This window comes from Bacillus sp. CHD6a (genome assembly GCF_001293645.1).
GTDB lineage: Bacteria > Bacillota > Bacilli > Bacillales > Bacillaceae_I > Sutcliffiella_A.
Genome location: NZ_LBMD01000035.1, coordinates 1 through 13,410, shown reverse-complemented (window position 1 = coordinate 13,410; position 13,410 = coordinate 1). Strand labels below are relative to the sequence as shown.

General features: G+C 39.9%; 11 protein-coding genes. 1 reads left to right on the top strand and 10 read right to left on the bottom strand.

What is annotated here, in order from left to right; genetic code table 11:
• Window positions 1–229: 229 nt before the first annotated feature.
• Genes AAV98_RS18450 through AAV98_RS18435 form a run of 4 tightly spaced genes read right to left on the bottom strand, consistent with a single transcriptional unit; the run spans window position 230 to window position 4,112 of the window.
• Entirely contained in the window at window positions 230–1,243 is a 1,014-nt protein-coding gene (locus AAV98_RS18450) for an ABC transporter ATP-binding protein (RefSeq protein ID WP_060666983.1), read from the bottom strand.
• Complete coding sequence (locus tag AAV98_RS18445) at window positions 1,236–2,249, bottom strand: ABC transporter ATP-binding protein (protein ID WP_060666982.1); 1,014 nt, start codon at window positions 2,247–2,249, stop codon at window positions 1,236–1,238. Before AAV98_RS18445 ends, AAV98_RS18450 begins: the two co-directional genes overlap by 8 nt.
• 15 nt (window positions 2,250–2,264) lie before the next feature.
• Window positions 2,265–3,191, bottom strand: coding sequence for an ABC transporter permease (locus AAV98_RS18440; protein ID WP_060666981.1), 927 nt, complete (start codon window positions 3,189–3,191; stop codon window positions 2,265–2,267).
• Between the two features lie 21 nt (window positions 3,192–3,212).
• Window positions 3,213–4,112: an ABC transporter permease gene (locus tag AAV98_RS18435; RefSeq protein ID WP_060666980.1), complete on the bottom strand. Its 900-nt coding sequence runs from the start codon at window positions 4,110–4,112 to the stop codon at window positions 3,213–3,215.
• Window positions 4,113–4,482: 370 nt separating this feature from the next.
• On the opposite strand from AAV98_RS18435, the gene AAV98_RS18430 reads away from it, so the two are divergent.
• A complete protein-coding gene (locus tag AAV98_RS18430; protein WP_060666979.1) occupies window positions 4,483–6,072 on the top strand; it encodes a glutathione ABC transporter substrate-binding protein in 1,590 nt (529 codons plus the stop codon).
• A 69-nt stretch (window positions 6,073–6,141) separates the two neighbouring features.
• Here AAV98_RS18430 and AAV98_RS18425 read toward each other — a convergent pair whose 3' ends face one another.
• From AAV98_RS18425 to AAV98_RS18400, 6 genes are all read right to left on the bottom strand, one after another.
• A complete protein-coding gene (locus tag AAV98_RS18425; protein ID WP_060666978.1) occupies window positions 6,142–7,401 on the bottom strand; it encodes an ATP-binding protein in 1,260 nt (419 codons plus the stop codon).
• 113 nt (window positions 7,402–7,514) lie between these two features.
• Window positions 7,515–8,684 (bottom strand): sporulation protein YhbH, encoded by a 1,170-nt coding sequence (gene yhbH / locus AAV98_RS18420; RefSeq protein ID WP_060666977.1) that lies wholly within the window; start codon window positions 8,682–8,684, stop codon window positions 7,515–7,517.
• A 307-nt stretch (window positions 8,685–8,991) separates the two neighbouring features.
• Entirely contained in the window at window positions 8,992–9,147 is a 156-nt protein-coding gene (locus AAV98_RS20395) for a hypothetical protein (RefSeq protein ID WP_156317858.1), read from the bottom strand.
• 94 nt (window positions 9,148–9,241) lie between these two features.
• Complete coding sequence (locus AAV98_RS18415; RefSeq protein WP_060666976.1) at window positions 9,242–11,137, bottom strand: PrkA family serine protein kinase; 1,896 nt, start codon at window positions 11,135–11,137, stop codon at window positions 9,242–9,244.
• A 658-nt stretch (window positions 11,138–11,795) separates the two neighbouring features.
• Window positions 11,796–12,296, bottom strand: a complete 501-nt coding sequence (trmL, locus tag AAV98_RS18405; RefSeq protein ID WP_156317857.1) for a tRNA (uridine(34)/cytosine(34)/5-carboxymethylaminomethyluridine(34)-2'-O)-methyltransferase TrmL — start codon at window positions 12,294–12,296, stop codon at window positions 11,796–11,798.
• 66 nt (window positions 12,297–12,362) lie between these two features.
• On the bottom strand, window positions 12,363–13,253 hold the full coding sequence (locus tag AAV98_RS18400) for an amidase domain-containing protein (protein ID WP_060666973.1): 891 nt from the start codon (window positions 13,251–13,253) through the stop codon (window positions 12,363–12,365).
• Between the last annotated feature and the right edge of the window lie 157 nt (window positions 13,254–13,410).

The window sequence follows — 13,410 nt, the reverse complement described above, 5'->3', positions numbered from 1 at the left end:
CGTCATACACCTCCTATGACGACCGGTCACCTGCTTTTTCACTCTTGCCCGTCGTCATACGCCTCCTATGACGACCGGTCACCTGCTTTTTCACTCTTGCCCGTCGTCATACACATCCTATGACGACCGGTCCAATGTTTTTTCACTCTTGCACGTCGTCATACAATAAAAAACAAACACAAAAAACCACCCTCAACAACACGCTGAGAGTGGCCCTTCCAAAAAACTATTAATAATTCGCCTTCAATTGTGAGAAATCAACTGCTCCGTCTTCCACCAAGTGGCAAGCAGATTGTTGGTTTACACCAGGAATCCCATGAAGCTTTGGTTCTTCCGTTCTGCAACGATCGAACGCATAAGGACAACGTGTATGAAAGCGGCATCCAGCAGGCGGATCAATTGGAGAAGGAACATCACCTTTTAGAATGATGCGTTCTTTCTTCTTGCCAAGATCCGTACTTGGAATCGCAGATAATAACGCTTTGGTATAAGGATGTTGTGGATTTGCAAAAAGGGCATCCTTATCAGCGATTTCTACAATTTTACCTAAGTACATTACGATGATTCTATCGGAAATGTGACGTACTACCCCAAGGTCATGGGAGATAAACAGATACGTCAGATTATACTCCCGTTGTAATCTTTTCAACAGATTCAATACCTGCGCTTGGATCGATACATCCAATGCAGATACTGCTTCATCACATACAATTAACTTCGGGTCCACTGATAGTGCCCGAGCTATCCCAATACGCTGACGTTGTCCACCACTGAATTCATGAGGGTGACGGTCAACCTGGTGAGCACCAATTCCTACTGTTTCAAGCAATTCAACGATTTTTTTGCGACGGTCTTTACGAGGAACAACATTTTGAATTTCTAATGCTTCCTCTAAAATTTGGCTTACTGTTTGACGAGGATTTAAAGAAGCATATGGATCTTGGAAAATAATTTGCAGATCCTTACGTTTTTTTCTCATCTGAGATTTGTTTAAAGCAAGTAAATCTTCCCCTTGGAAACTTACTTCTCCTGAATATGGATTGTCTAGACGCAGGATTGCACGACCTGTCGTAGACTTTCCACAGCCGGATTCTCCAACGATACTTACTGTTTCCCCTTCCTTTACGGAAAAACTGATGTCATCTACTGCTTTGACATGGTTAACCGTTCTTCCAAAAATTCCACCTTTAATAGGAAAGTATTGTTTAAGGTTTTTTACTTCTAATAATGTTTGATTACTCATGGCTAGCAGCAACCTCCTCATCTTCCCACTTCTCTGAATAAATCCAGCAGCGAACCTGATCGCCATCTTCTGTTTTCTTCAGGTCCGGCAAACTGCTGTGACAAATGTCTTTCGCATGCGGACAACGAGGGGCGAACCGGCAGCCCTGTGGCAGGTTGAAAGGACTTGGCACAGATCCATCAATAACAGACAGGTCCCCTTCCACATCCTGGTCATGCTTTGGAACAGAGTTTAATAGACCAACCGTGTAAGGATGTTTCGGGCTTGAGAAGATGGTTTGAACATCTGCATATTCAACCACTTTTCCGCAATACATTACCGCTACCTTGTCACACATTTCAGCTACAACACCAAGGTCATGAGTAATTAACATAAGCGACGTCCCAAGCTCATCTTGCAATTTTTTCATCAAATCAAGAATTTGCGCTTGAATGGTTACATCCAAAGCAGTTGTCGGTTCATCGGCAATCAGCAATTCAGGGTTACAAGCTAGCGCAATTGCAATCATGACACGTTGACGCATACCGCCTGAAAGTTCAAATGGATATTGCTTCGCACGCTTTTCCGGAGATGGGATACCTACTAGACGGAGCATATCCACCGCTTTCACCCATGCAGCCTTGCGTCCAAGCTTTTGGTGAATGCGAACAGATTCTGCAATCTGCTCTCCACAGGTTAATGTCGGATTAAGTGAAGTCATAGGTTCTTGGAAAATCATTGAGATATTATTTCCTCGAAGATTCATCATCTCTTTTTTCGATTTATCCAGAAGGTTTTCACCTTTAAATACGATTTCACCTCCGATAATACTTCCGGCACCAAGACGCATGATAGAAAGAGAGGTTATACTTTTACCAGATCCCGACTCCCCTACAACTCCAAGTGTTTTTCCTTTTTCAATAGAAAAATCTACACCATCAACTGCTTTTACTTCTCCTTCATCAGTAAAAAAGGAAGTTCTTAAATCTTTTACTTCTAATATGTGATCGCTTTTAGCTGTTGTCATTTTTTTCACCGTCCTTTAGTTAAGGTCTATACGTTTGTTAATAATTCGGTAGGTAATATCTACAAGGAAGTTGACCAACACGAATAACAAAGTACAAACAAGAATGGTTCCTTGTACCATTGGAAAATCTCTCATTGTAATGGAACTGATTATTAAACGGCCTATTCCATTGATTGCAAAGACCGTCTCTGTTATTACCGCTCCACCAAGTAATGTACCAAACTGTAGCCCTACTACCGTAACTACAGGGATTAATGCATTTCTTAAAGCATGTTTATATATGACATATTTATCACTTACCCCTTTTGCATAAGCGGTCCGGATATAATCTTGATCGATAACATCAAGCATACTAGAACGGGTCATCCTTGCTATGATGGCTGCTCCACCAGTACCTAAAGTAATTATCGGTAGTATCATCTGTTTCCAGTCATTTCCCCAACCTGCAACAGGTAACCAGCCAAGGTTTACAGAGAATAAGTAGATTAACATTATTCCAAGCCAAAAGTTTGGCATGGATACTCCAAACAAGGCAACTATCATGATAGAAGTGTCTGCAAAGGAATATTTTCTCGTTGCTGAAATAATACCAGCAATTAGGCCAAGAAACACAGAAAGAATAGTTCCCCAAATTGCAAGTTCAACAGTTATCCATATTCTATCAGCAAATATCTCTGAAGTAACATCACGGTTTGTTCGTACAGATGTACCAAGATCCCCTTGTACGGCATTACTAATATAGTTAAGATACTGCACATGGTAAGGATCGTTTAAGCCAAGCTTGTCCCTCATTGCTTCTATTTGTTCCGGACTTGCTTGTTCCCCTGCCATAATCTGTGCGGCATCTCCGGGAATTAAGTGCACCATCATGAAAACTGCTAATGTCACCCCAAACAATACCGGGATTGTTTGTAAAAGTCTTCGTATGATAAAAATCAACATGTTAATTCACCTTCTTCTCCATTATTTTCTCGATTTTGGATCTAATGCATCTCGTAGTCCATCACCCATCATGTTAAATCCAATTACAACGAGCAATATGACAAGTCCAGGGAATAACGTAATATGCGGAGCTTGCGTTAAATAAGCACGTCCTTGGCTTAGCATCGCTCCCCATTCAGGAGTAGGTGGTTTTGTTCCCATTCCTAGGAAGGATAAAGCACTTGCCGTAATAATGGCTGACGCGATATAAAGAGTTGCTTGTACAATAATTGGCGACATAATATTTGGAAGGATATGACGGAATATAATTCTTCCATCTTTTGCTCCCATCGCTTTTATTGCATCCACATATTCAAGTTTTTTCACACTCAATGTAGATCCCCGAACAATTCTAGCGAAAGACGGTACCGCATAGAATGCTACTGCAATAATTACATTTCTCGTGCTGGCTCCTAGTACACTAACTATAGCTAAGGCTAGTAGAATTCCTGGAAAAGCAAGTAATACATCACAAATTCTCATAATCAGACTATCAACCCATCTACCATAATAGCCTGCAACAATTCCTAAAGTTACTCCTACTATCGCCCCAAGTATTGTTGAGACGAATCCTATTCCTAGAGAAATTTTTGTTCCATACAGTAGACGACTAAAGATATCTCTACCTAATTCATCAGTTCCTAAATAATGTTCGGAAGATGGCCCTTGAAGCTTATCCATAACATTCGTTGTATTTGGTTCATGGGTAGCTAGTACTGGGGCAAGTGTTCCGAGTATTACGACAGCTAATATAATAAAAACCCCTGCCATGGCGGCTTTATTTTTTGCCATTCTTTTGTAGAAAGTTTTCCATCTTAGTGATTTTGCACTTTCCACTTTAACCGGAACACCCGTTGTCGTTTGAGGTTGTGGTTGACTCATGGTTCTTCTCATCCCTTCATCTGTTTGTAACATTCTTAATTATTCTAAATTTTCAACTGACTAGATTCTATAATAGCGATTATGTTGTAATATTACAATAGTTTTAAAGAGTCTCATGATACTTAATTTTGAGAATCATTGAAATAAAGTTTGATAATATTCTTCATTATATACAAGAAAAAATTAACAATAACGTAATATTAATAGATTACTAGCCCCACATTATTACAAAAATAATAAAATTATTAAAATTTCTTGCAAAAGAACTCTTGTGAATTTTCAGTTTTTAGATTATTATAAAAATCAATCGTGGCTTATCCATTGATTACAAAAAATGTTTCAACCAAATTCTTCAGGGGGGTAATTTTACATGAAAGCAAAAAAGAATGTGTTTTTCTTGCTTCTGCTATCACTTATGCTAGTTCTTTCGGCATGTAGTGGCGGAAACAACAGCAGCGGAACCACAAACAACAGTGGTTCTGGTGACGGGGAAGAAGTTGCAGGGCAAGAAGGCGGCGAATTATCATACGTAGTTGGTGCAGACGCTCCAACACTTGATCCGCACGGAATGAATGATACTTCTACAACAAACGTAACAACGCAAATTTTCGACCGTTTAACTGCATATGAAGCAGACGGAACTGTAATACCTTCTCTAGCTGAGTCTTTTGAAGCTATTGATGAAACTACTTGGGAATTCAAATTACGTACAGATGTTAAATTCCACGATGGATCTGACTTTACTGCAGAAGCTGTTAAGTTAACACTTGACCGCATTTTAGATCCTGAAACTGCATCTCCACGTGCAGTAGTAGTTAATATGATCAAAGAAGTTGTCGTAAAAGACGACCACACAGTTCATATTGTTACGAATAAGCCTTTCGCTCCACTACCAGCTCACTTAGCACATAACGCTGGATCTATTATCGCACCTTCTGCAATTGAAGAAGAAAAAAGCGGCGGTAAGACAGTTGACGAAAACCCAGTTGGAACAGGTCCTTTCGTATTTGACAACTGGAACCGTGGTTCTGAAATCACATTAAAGAAAAACGCTGACTACTGGAATGGTGCTCCAGCACTTGACTCCATTAAATTTGTAGTTGTACCTGAACAATCTACTCGTGTAGCAATGCTTGAAACTGGTGAAGCAAACGTTACTCAAATCGGAGCTTCTGACGTTGCTCGTGTAGAAGGTATGGCTGGCGCTGGTATTGAATTAACTAACGTTCGCGGTACTCGTATGGACTACTTAGGTTTCAATATGGATAAAGAGCCTTACAATATCAAAGAAGTTCGTCAAGCTATATCTATGGCAATCAACAAAACAGATATCGTTGACGGTATCTTAGACGGTCAAGGTGTACCTGCTGTTGGACCACTTGCTCCTACAGTTGTTGGTAACTACCAAGATCTTGAGCCACTTGGATATGATGTGGAAGCAGCTAAGCAATTACTTGCAGATGCAGGATTTAAAGATGGTTTTGAAACAACACTTTATGTAAACTCTGCAAACGCTGAGCGTGAGCAAATCGCAACACTTGTACAAGATCAATTAAGCCAAATCGGCATCAAAGTAAACATTGAAATCATTGAGTGGGGTGCATTCCTTGATGCAACTGCTAATGGTGAACACGAACTATTCATTCTTGGATGGACTACTGTAACAGCTGATGCTGACTATGGTCTTTACGCTCTATTCCATTCTTCAGCATTCGGAGCTCCTGGTAACCGTTCTTTCTATAAGAACGAACGTGTAGATGAGTTACTTGACCTTGCTCGTTCTGAGACTGATCAAGCAAAACGTGACGAAGCTTACAAAGAGATCTCTGAGATTCTTGTAGACGAAGCTCCAATGGTTTACTTGCAACACCCTGACTTCAACTATGGAACAAACGGTGCTAACGGTCTATTCGTAGACTTCAGTGGTACTCCTTACTTCCACGGTGTAAAGCTTAACTAATTAAACATGACCCCCGACTAGTGATAGTTGGGGGTTTTTTATGTGATAGTATTGCTCGTAAAAAAGAAACTAGCTGTTTACACTAGTTTCTGACGGTAGCTTAATAGTAAATGTAGTTCCCTTCCCAACCTCACTTTGCACTTCTATTTTCCCTTGTAATAACTCAATTATTTGAAAAGATATGGTCAAACCAATACCGGTTCCCTTGTCTTTAGTGGAATAGAACGGTGTTCCTAATTTATTCACCTGATGCAGTGTCATCCCCACACCGTCATCGATAATCTCTATTAAAATTGTTCCTCGTTTGCTAGAAGCCTTAACGGTCACCGTTCCATCCTTATCTATAGCTTCAATCGCATTTTTTATCAAGTTGATTAAGACTTGTTTCATTTCATCCTTATTTGCCTTTATGTACAACTCTGTTTCAATCTCATGTCGAATAGTCGTGTTATTAAGAGCAGTATAAGTGGCCATGAGCTGGACTACGTTTTCTAATTCTTGAGATACATTAACCGTGTCCATCCCTTGTTTATTTGGTTTGGCGAGTGATAGATAGTCTTGAATAATCGTCTGGGCCCTGTCTAACTCTTCAATAGAGATATCAATATACCTTTTTTGAGAACTGTTTAGATTATCATCTTGACTCATCAACTGCAGGAATCCTCGTGTTGATGTCATAGGATTTCTGACTTCATGTGCAACTGACGCTGCAAGCTCACTCACTACTTTTAATTTCTCTGAACGTTGCAATTCATGTTGCAATTGCATCTGCATATTTAAATTTTCAATAATCATAATAGCTGTTACTAAAGAGACCCAAGTAATAAAAGAAACCAGTACATTTAGAAAAACCTCGTTTTCTTCATTCAGATAAATTAACCTGATTGCTCTTGTTGCTGTAATGAGTAAAAATAAGAAGGAAATAATTGAAATCTTCTTTTTTAAGCTCAAACTTGTATATCTATTTCGAAACGTTATCAAAATCCCTGCTAAAATTAAGTAATTTAACACCATTGCAACAATATGGTGGTCCCCAATTATATACAGATAATAAAGCATGGACACCATTACTGCAGCCCCTGTTACCAAACCACCATATAAAAATGACAAAATGACAGGTATCAACTTTTGATCATAATAAGATCCTTCGGTTACCTCAATCGGAAAAGACATCGTACAAATGACCATAAATATCATAATCATTAGGAAACGATAATTCACTCTTCCTGTTAATCCTATTCCACCTTTGTTTAGAAACTGATAATAAACCAAAATGGGAAACAAGATTATTAAAACATGATATAGAACATGTCCTAGATTCTCAACCATATCAACGCCCCTACCAACTTTAGCTGTCACTTTCTATTTTTATACTTCGCTTTTCGTACCAACTATTCCTCCTTTTACTCCACAAGAAAAACCAGCCCCTTGGCTGGTTTTAGTTAAGCAAATTTTTTATTTTGCTCTTTCTTAAAGAACTCTTTCATCGCATGAAAAACATCCGGCTTTTGTTTCAAAATGTAATGTCTGAACTTCTCGTCATTTACATTCTTATAAGCGGACATCAATGTAGAATGCCTATTATACTGGTTTACTTCCCCATATCCAAACATATTAGAAACCTTCATAAGCTCAGCCACCAATTTTACGCAACGCTGATTATCTGATGTCAAGTTATCTCCATCTGAAAAATGGAACGGATAAATGTTGAAACGTGTTGGATTGTATTTCGTATGGATAAGCTCCAATGCTTTCCGGTAAGCTGATGAACAAATCGTACCTCCACTTTCTCCCTTTGAAAAGAAGTCCTCCTCACTTACCACTTTTGCCTCCGTATGATGAGCGATAAATTCAATATCTACTGTCTCGTATTTCGTTCGAAGGAATCGTGTCATCCAGAAGAAAAAGCTACGTGCCATATATTTCTCCCACATACCCATTGATCCGCTCGTGTCCATCATCATTAATACAACTGCTTTAGAATCTGGCTTCACCACTTCATTCCACGTTTTAAACTTGAGATCTTCCTGATAGATTGGATGGAAGCTGGCCGTACCTGTCATCGCATTTCGTTTATAAGCGGACATCATCGTGCGTTTCTTATCTATATTCCCCATAAGACCAGTGCGTCTAATATCATTAAATTCATAGTGCTCGATGATATTTTCATCGCGCTCTTTTTGCTGCAGGTTTGGCAGCTCCAATTGGTTAAAAAGTGCCGCTTCTAGATCCATTAAGGACACTTCCGCCTCATAATAGTCCTCTCCGGCCTGATCTCCTGCTCCTTGCCCCTTACCTGGACCCTTCTGCTGACCTGACCCGTCCCTGGCTACAACATCCCCTACCTGACTGTCTCCATCTCCTTGGCCAACATGCTTGTTTTTGTCATAGTTATAACGAATTCTGTACTCATCTAAAGACCTAATTGGGATCTTAACAACCTCTCTGCCATTGGACATTACAATGTTCTCTTCAGTAATAAGATCTGGTAAGTTATTTTTGATAGCCTCCTGGACCTTTTCCTGATGGCGTTTTTGGTCGTCGTGGCCTTTTCGATGGAGGGACCAATCCTCTTTGGACACTACAAAATTCGTATCATCTGACATTGTCATCGATATCCCTCCCTATTTAATTCATTTTACGTTTCTAGGAACCTTTTCATCACTATTTTCATAAAATATCTTGGTGAAATTTAATGAATCCAACCTTCGTGACAATTAGGGTTGGTTACTCTATCCTATGCAGTTATCTCAAATAATTGACAGATTATTTGGATAATTAGGCGCGCATTTCAATAAATTAGACAAGCGTATAATCAATTGTTAGTAATAATAATTTTATGCTGTGAGAAGGTCGTACTATACGATCAATTTCCTTTTATACAACAAAAAAACCTTCCAAGATTACTGGAAGGTATGTTTATTCCTTTTCATTGTCCATGTTGTTTTTATGCTGCTTAGGACTGCGCTCTCTGTCGGTTTTATTTTCCTTTAGCTGCTCCATTTCCTTTGCCAGCTTTTCCATCTCTTTTTCATTAGGTGCCATTGTATTTTCATAAGTTTGTTCTTTACTCATTATCATCACCTCTTACAATTAAATTCCCCTTAATTTCACTTTACAAACCTATGAACGGAAAAAAGCAGCGGACAAGAGCTCCGCTGCTTACTTGTTATCTATTTAATAGACTTCCGACATATCTTAATAAATCGTTTGCTGACGTGGAGTTATATCCATGCTCATCAATCAAGCGGGCTACCACTTCATTTATTTTCTTCAGCTGTGTTTCATCAGGAGTCTTGGATGAAGTGGTAATCTTCACAACATCTTTCAGGTCAGCAAATAGTTTCTTCTGAATGGCTTCTCTTAGGCGCTCATGAGAGTTGTAGTCAAACCTTTTCCCTTTGCGTGCATAAGCAGATATTCTAATGAGGATCTCTTCACGGAATGCCTTCTTCGCGTTTTCAGAAATACCGATTTGCTCCTCAATGGAACGCATTAATTTCTCATCTGCGCTCATCTCCTCCCCAGTGAGAGGATCTCTGAGTTTCGCCTTATTACAATAAGCCTCAACATTATCAAGATAGTTATCCATTAATGTCTTCGCAGACTCTTCATACGAGTACACAAATGCTTTCTGAACTTCTTTCTTCGCAATGTTATCGTATTCTTTTCTCGCTACAGATATAAAGTTTAAGAATCTTTCTCTATCTTCATTAGAGATAGATGCATGCTGATCCAGTCCTTCTTTTAACGAACGCAGAACATCTAGCGCATTAATGGACGGTATTTCTTTGCGAATAATGGTAGAAGAGATTCTGTTAATTACATAACGAGGATCAATCCCGCTCATTCCTTCATCAGCATACTCTTTCTTCAGTTCCTGAACATCCACAGAGTTGAAGCCCTCGACAGATTCTCCATCATACAGGCGCATCTTTTTCACCAAATCGATATCGCCTCGTTTTGCCTCTTTCAGTCTGGTGAGAATCGTGAACATCGCTGCTACCCGAAGCGTATGTGGTGCAATATGAACATCCGCCACATCACTCTCATTGATCATCTTTTCATAAATTCTCTCTTCTTCCGAAAGCCTTAAGTTATATGGAACAGGCATCACGATAATACGCGAATGCAAGGCCTCATTCTTTTTATTGGAGATAAAAGAACGATACTCGGTTTCATTCGTATGAGCGACAATCAACTCATCCGCACTGATTAACGCAAATCGACCTGCCTTGAAATTACCTTCCTGCGTTAAGGATAATAGATGCCACAAGAATTTCTCATCACATTTCAGCATCTCTTGGAACTCCATCATCCCGCGATTCGCTTTGTTCAATTCCCCATCAAAACGATATGCGCGTGGATCGGATTCAGAGCCGAATTCAGCAATGGTGGAGAAGTCGATGCTTCCAGTTAAGTCAGCAATATCTTGTGATTTCGGATCAGATGGACTGAATGTACCAATTCCCACACGTTGATTTTCTGAAAGGAAAATACGCTCTACCAGCACATCTTCAATTCTTCCCCCGTATTCCTTTTCAAGCCTCATCATATTTAATGGCGACAAATTTCCTTCAATCCTAACACCATACTCATTGTAAAAATCATCTCTTAGATGGTGAGGAATTAAATGCAACGGATCTTCATGCATCGGACAGCCTTTAATCGCATAAACTGCACCTCTGTCCGTATGAGTATATTGCTCTAGTCCCCGTTTTAAAATGGTCACCAGAGTGGATTTCCCCCCACTGACAGGACCCATTAACAACAAGATCCTCTTTCTGACATCCAATCTTTTCGCAGCCGGATGGAAATACTCCTCTACCAACCGCTCCAACGCTTCTTCTAAACCAAAAAGGGCATTGCTAAAGAAATTATACTTCCTCTGCCCATTGATCTCTTCTACCCCGGCATCTTTAATCATATTGTAAACCCGTGAATGAGCGGATTGAGCTACCCATGGTTCTTGTTTCAAAATCTCCAAGTACTGCCCGAAGGTTCCTTCCCACTTCAGCCTCTGTTCTTCTTCCCGATACTTTTCAATTTTACGTAAAATATCCATAAGGACCTCCCCTTTTATTACATCTTCAAGAGTCGTGATTGCGTGATTAATATACTCTATGCGCTGTGGGAGTGAAACATGCTTTTTTTAAAAGTTTGTACCTACATAAAAATGAATGTAAGACATCCCCTGTTGCCTGACGTGCAAAGTGTGAGACTCTGGGAGGGAGGCAGCGGTAGGTGGAGTCCCGTTGGGCGCAGCTACGTGGAGGCTCCACCAGCGCCCCTAGGAAAGCGAAGCCATTTGCGGAAAGCAACAAACAGCGGGGTCAAAACAATATTTAAAAATCAAACACTTTCTCAGTCACCTCAAGCGTTGTTAGGAGTATCATGCCCCCCTAAGAAAGCGAACACCTGGGACGGAAGGTAACATGCAGTTTAAGACACAATGTCAAAAATTATCCACAGATTTCATTCACATAACTCGTCCATTCGGCTATAATATAGATAGTATGCTTACATGAACTAAACCTACATAAGGAGGAACCTAACATGGGTACATCTGGATTCTTAATCTTAGGCGTATGTCTTGCATTCCTTACAGCAATTTTCACTGCTGGCTACAACGAACGCCCTGGTACACGTAAGAAGTAATTCGTATATAAAATAAAGAAGCCCACCACCTTTCAACTTTTGCTTGAAAGGTGGTGGGCTTCTATTTAACTTTCCGGAAACTCTATTGAAAGATTCGGATAGTCCTGCTGACGCAATGCTTCATATATTAATATCGCTGCAGTATTGGACAAATTCAATGATCTTACATTCTTTGTCATCGGCAATCGCAAACATTGATCCAAATTACTCTGAATCAAATCTTTAGGTAGCCCTGTCGTTTCTCTTCCAAACACAAAGAAGTAATCTTTATCCAGATTGCTGTAGTCAAATGAAGTATGCGGCTTCATGCCAAACTTCGTAATATAGAAGAATTCCGCTTCCTTATTTTTTTCAAACAACTCATCCAACGAGTCATAATAAACTACGTTAACAAACTCCCAATAATCAAGCCCCGCACGCTTCAACATCTTATCGTCCGTCGAAAATCCAAGCGGTCTGATCAAATGCAATGTTGTGTTCGTAGCTGCACATGTTCTAGCAATGTTTCCCGTATTAGCTGGAATCTCTGGTTGATATAATACCACATGTAATCCCACAATCGTCACCTCATATTTCTTTCACTTTCATCCTATACAACAATACCTTTTTATCGGTACGGAATCAAGTATCTACTAACGGTCTAAGACGTGGAAAAATTTATATTTAATATTCGGGGTGTACGCAGTGGAATCTTCATATTTCCAATACCTCATCCTTGAATTGTAAGTGTTGGCATTTACTAAAGGCTCTCCATTTTCATCTTTTGCCACCACAATTGTATTATGATCAAACCTGCCGTCTCCCTCAAAATCATAGCAAATCACATCACCCGGCATAAGCTGCGACACATTGCTTACTTCTTTTGCTTGCAGTCCTTGTTTTGCACTTGGTAAATACCATCTGAGTGCATGAGCCACTGCCCACGTATAACTCCAATCATTATTCCGCATCCACCATCCGCCAGATTTCTTCGGATACCCTACCATCGGCGCTCCACCAGCATACAAACACTGCGAAATATAATTCGTACAATTTACCTCAAACTTCTTAAACTGTGGGTTGTAGCTGTTCCAATATTGCTCTGCATACCTTACCGCTTCCATACGACTATACTTAAAACGGAGAGGCTGCTGTATTTCATCCTCTTCTTGTGGCGGAATGAACCGAGGAGAAGTACGATCCCCCTCATCCTGAATGGAGAAGTCTTGTATCAGTTCTCCGTCAATCCATTCCGAATAACGCTGATCTGCTTCTTCTTCAAGATACAGATTTTCTTTTTGCTTTATCAAATACCGAATGTGAATCTCATAAAAAACATTAGCCTCCCGCTGTTGTTCATCCTCATGTATCGAATGTATTCTTGCCGTCGCACTGCACTTAACTATTTCCGCTCCTCTACGCTTATGTGTTTCTTGTTTTTGGTTTATCGTAGCATCGTTCATAATGGTTCTGCTGGTTTGCTTGCTTTTGTAGACGTAAGTATCGAGGCGGTCTTGAATATGTGCTCTCAGCTTATCTCTCATGGATTTGCCCCTCTCTCTGGGTAATAGTCCTTGTAGATATGTTTATGTTGGGGGCTTGGGATTTGTGTGGATGGTTTTAGTTTTTTTAAGAGTGCTTGTGGTAAATGAAGTGTTTGGTTTGGCTTTTTGTTAAAAGCTTTCGGGTAACTGGGGTTGA

What these genes read in the sequence shown, in the direction of transcription:
- AAV98_RS18430 (WP_060666979.1), top strand. Translation starts at nt 4,483, where the DNA reads ATGAAAGCAAAAAAGAATGTGTTTTTCTTGCTTCTGCTATCACTTATG.
- AAV98_RS18445 (WP_060666982.1), bottom strand. Translation starts at nt 2,249, where the DNA reads ATGACAACAGCTAAAAGCGATCACATATTAGAAGTAAAAGATTTAAGA.
- AAV98_RS18415 (WP_060666976.1), bottom strand. Translation starts at nt 11,137, where the DNA reads ATGGATATTTTACGTAAAATTGAAAAGTATCGGGAAGAAGAACAGAGG.
- AAV98_RS18400 (WP_060666973.1), bottom strand. Translation starts at nt 13,253, where the DNA reads ATGAGAGATAAGCTGAGAGCACATATTCAAGACCGCCTCGATACTTAC.
- AAV98_RS18435 (WP_060666980.1), bottom strand. Translation starts at nt 4,112, where the DNA reads ATGAGTCAACCACAACCTCAAACGACAACGGGTGTTCCGGTTAAAGTG.
- AAV98_RS20395 (WP_156317858.1), bottom strand. Translation starts at nt 9,147, where the DNA reads ATGAGTAAAGAACAAACTTATGAAAATACAATGGCACCTAATGAAAAA.
- AAV98_RS18425 (WP_060666978.1), bottom strand. Translation starts at nt 7,401, where the DNA reads ATGGTTGAGAATCTAGGACATGTTCTATATCATGTTTTAATAATCTTG.
- yhbH (WP_060666977.1), bottom strand. Translation starts at nt 8,684, where the DNA reads ATGACAATGTCAGATGATACGAATTTTGTAGTGTCCAAAGAGGATTGG.
- AAV98_RS18440 (WP_060666981.1), bottom strand. Translation starts at nt 3,191, where the DNA reads ATGTTGATTTTTATCATACGAAGACTTTTACAAACAATCCCGGTATTG.
- AAV98_RS18450 (WP_060666983.1), bottom strand. Translation starts at nt 1,243, where the DNA reads ATGAGTAATCAAACATTATTAGAAGTAAAAAACCTTAAACAATACTTT.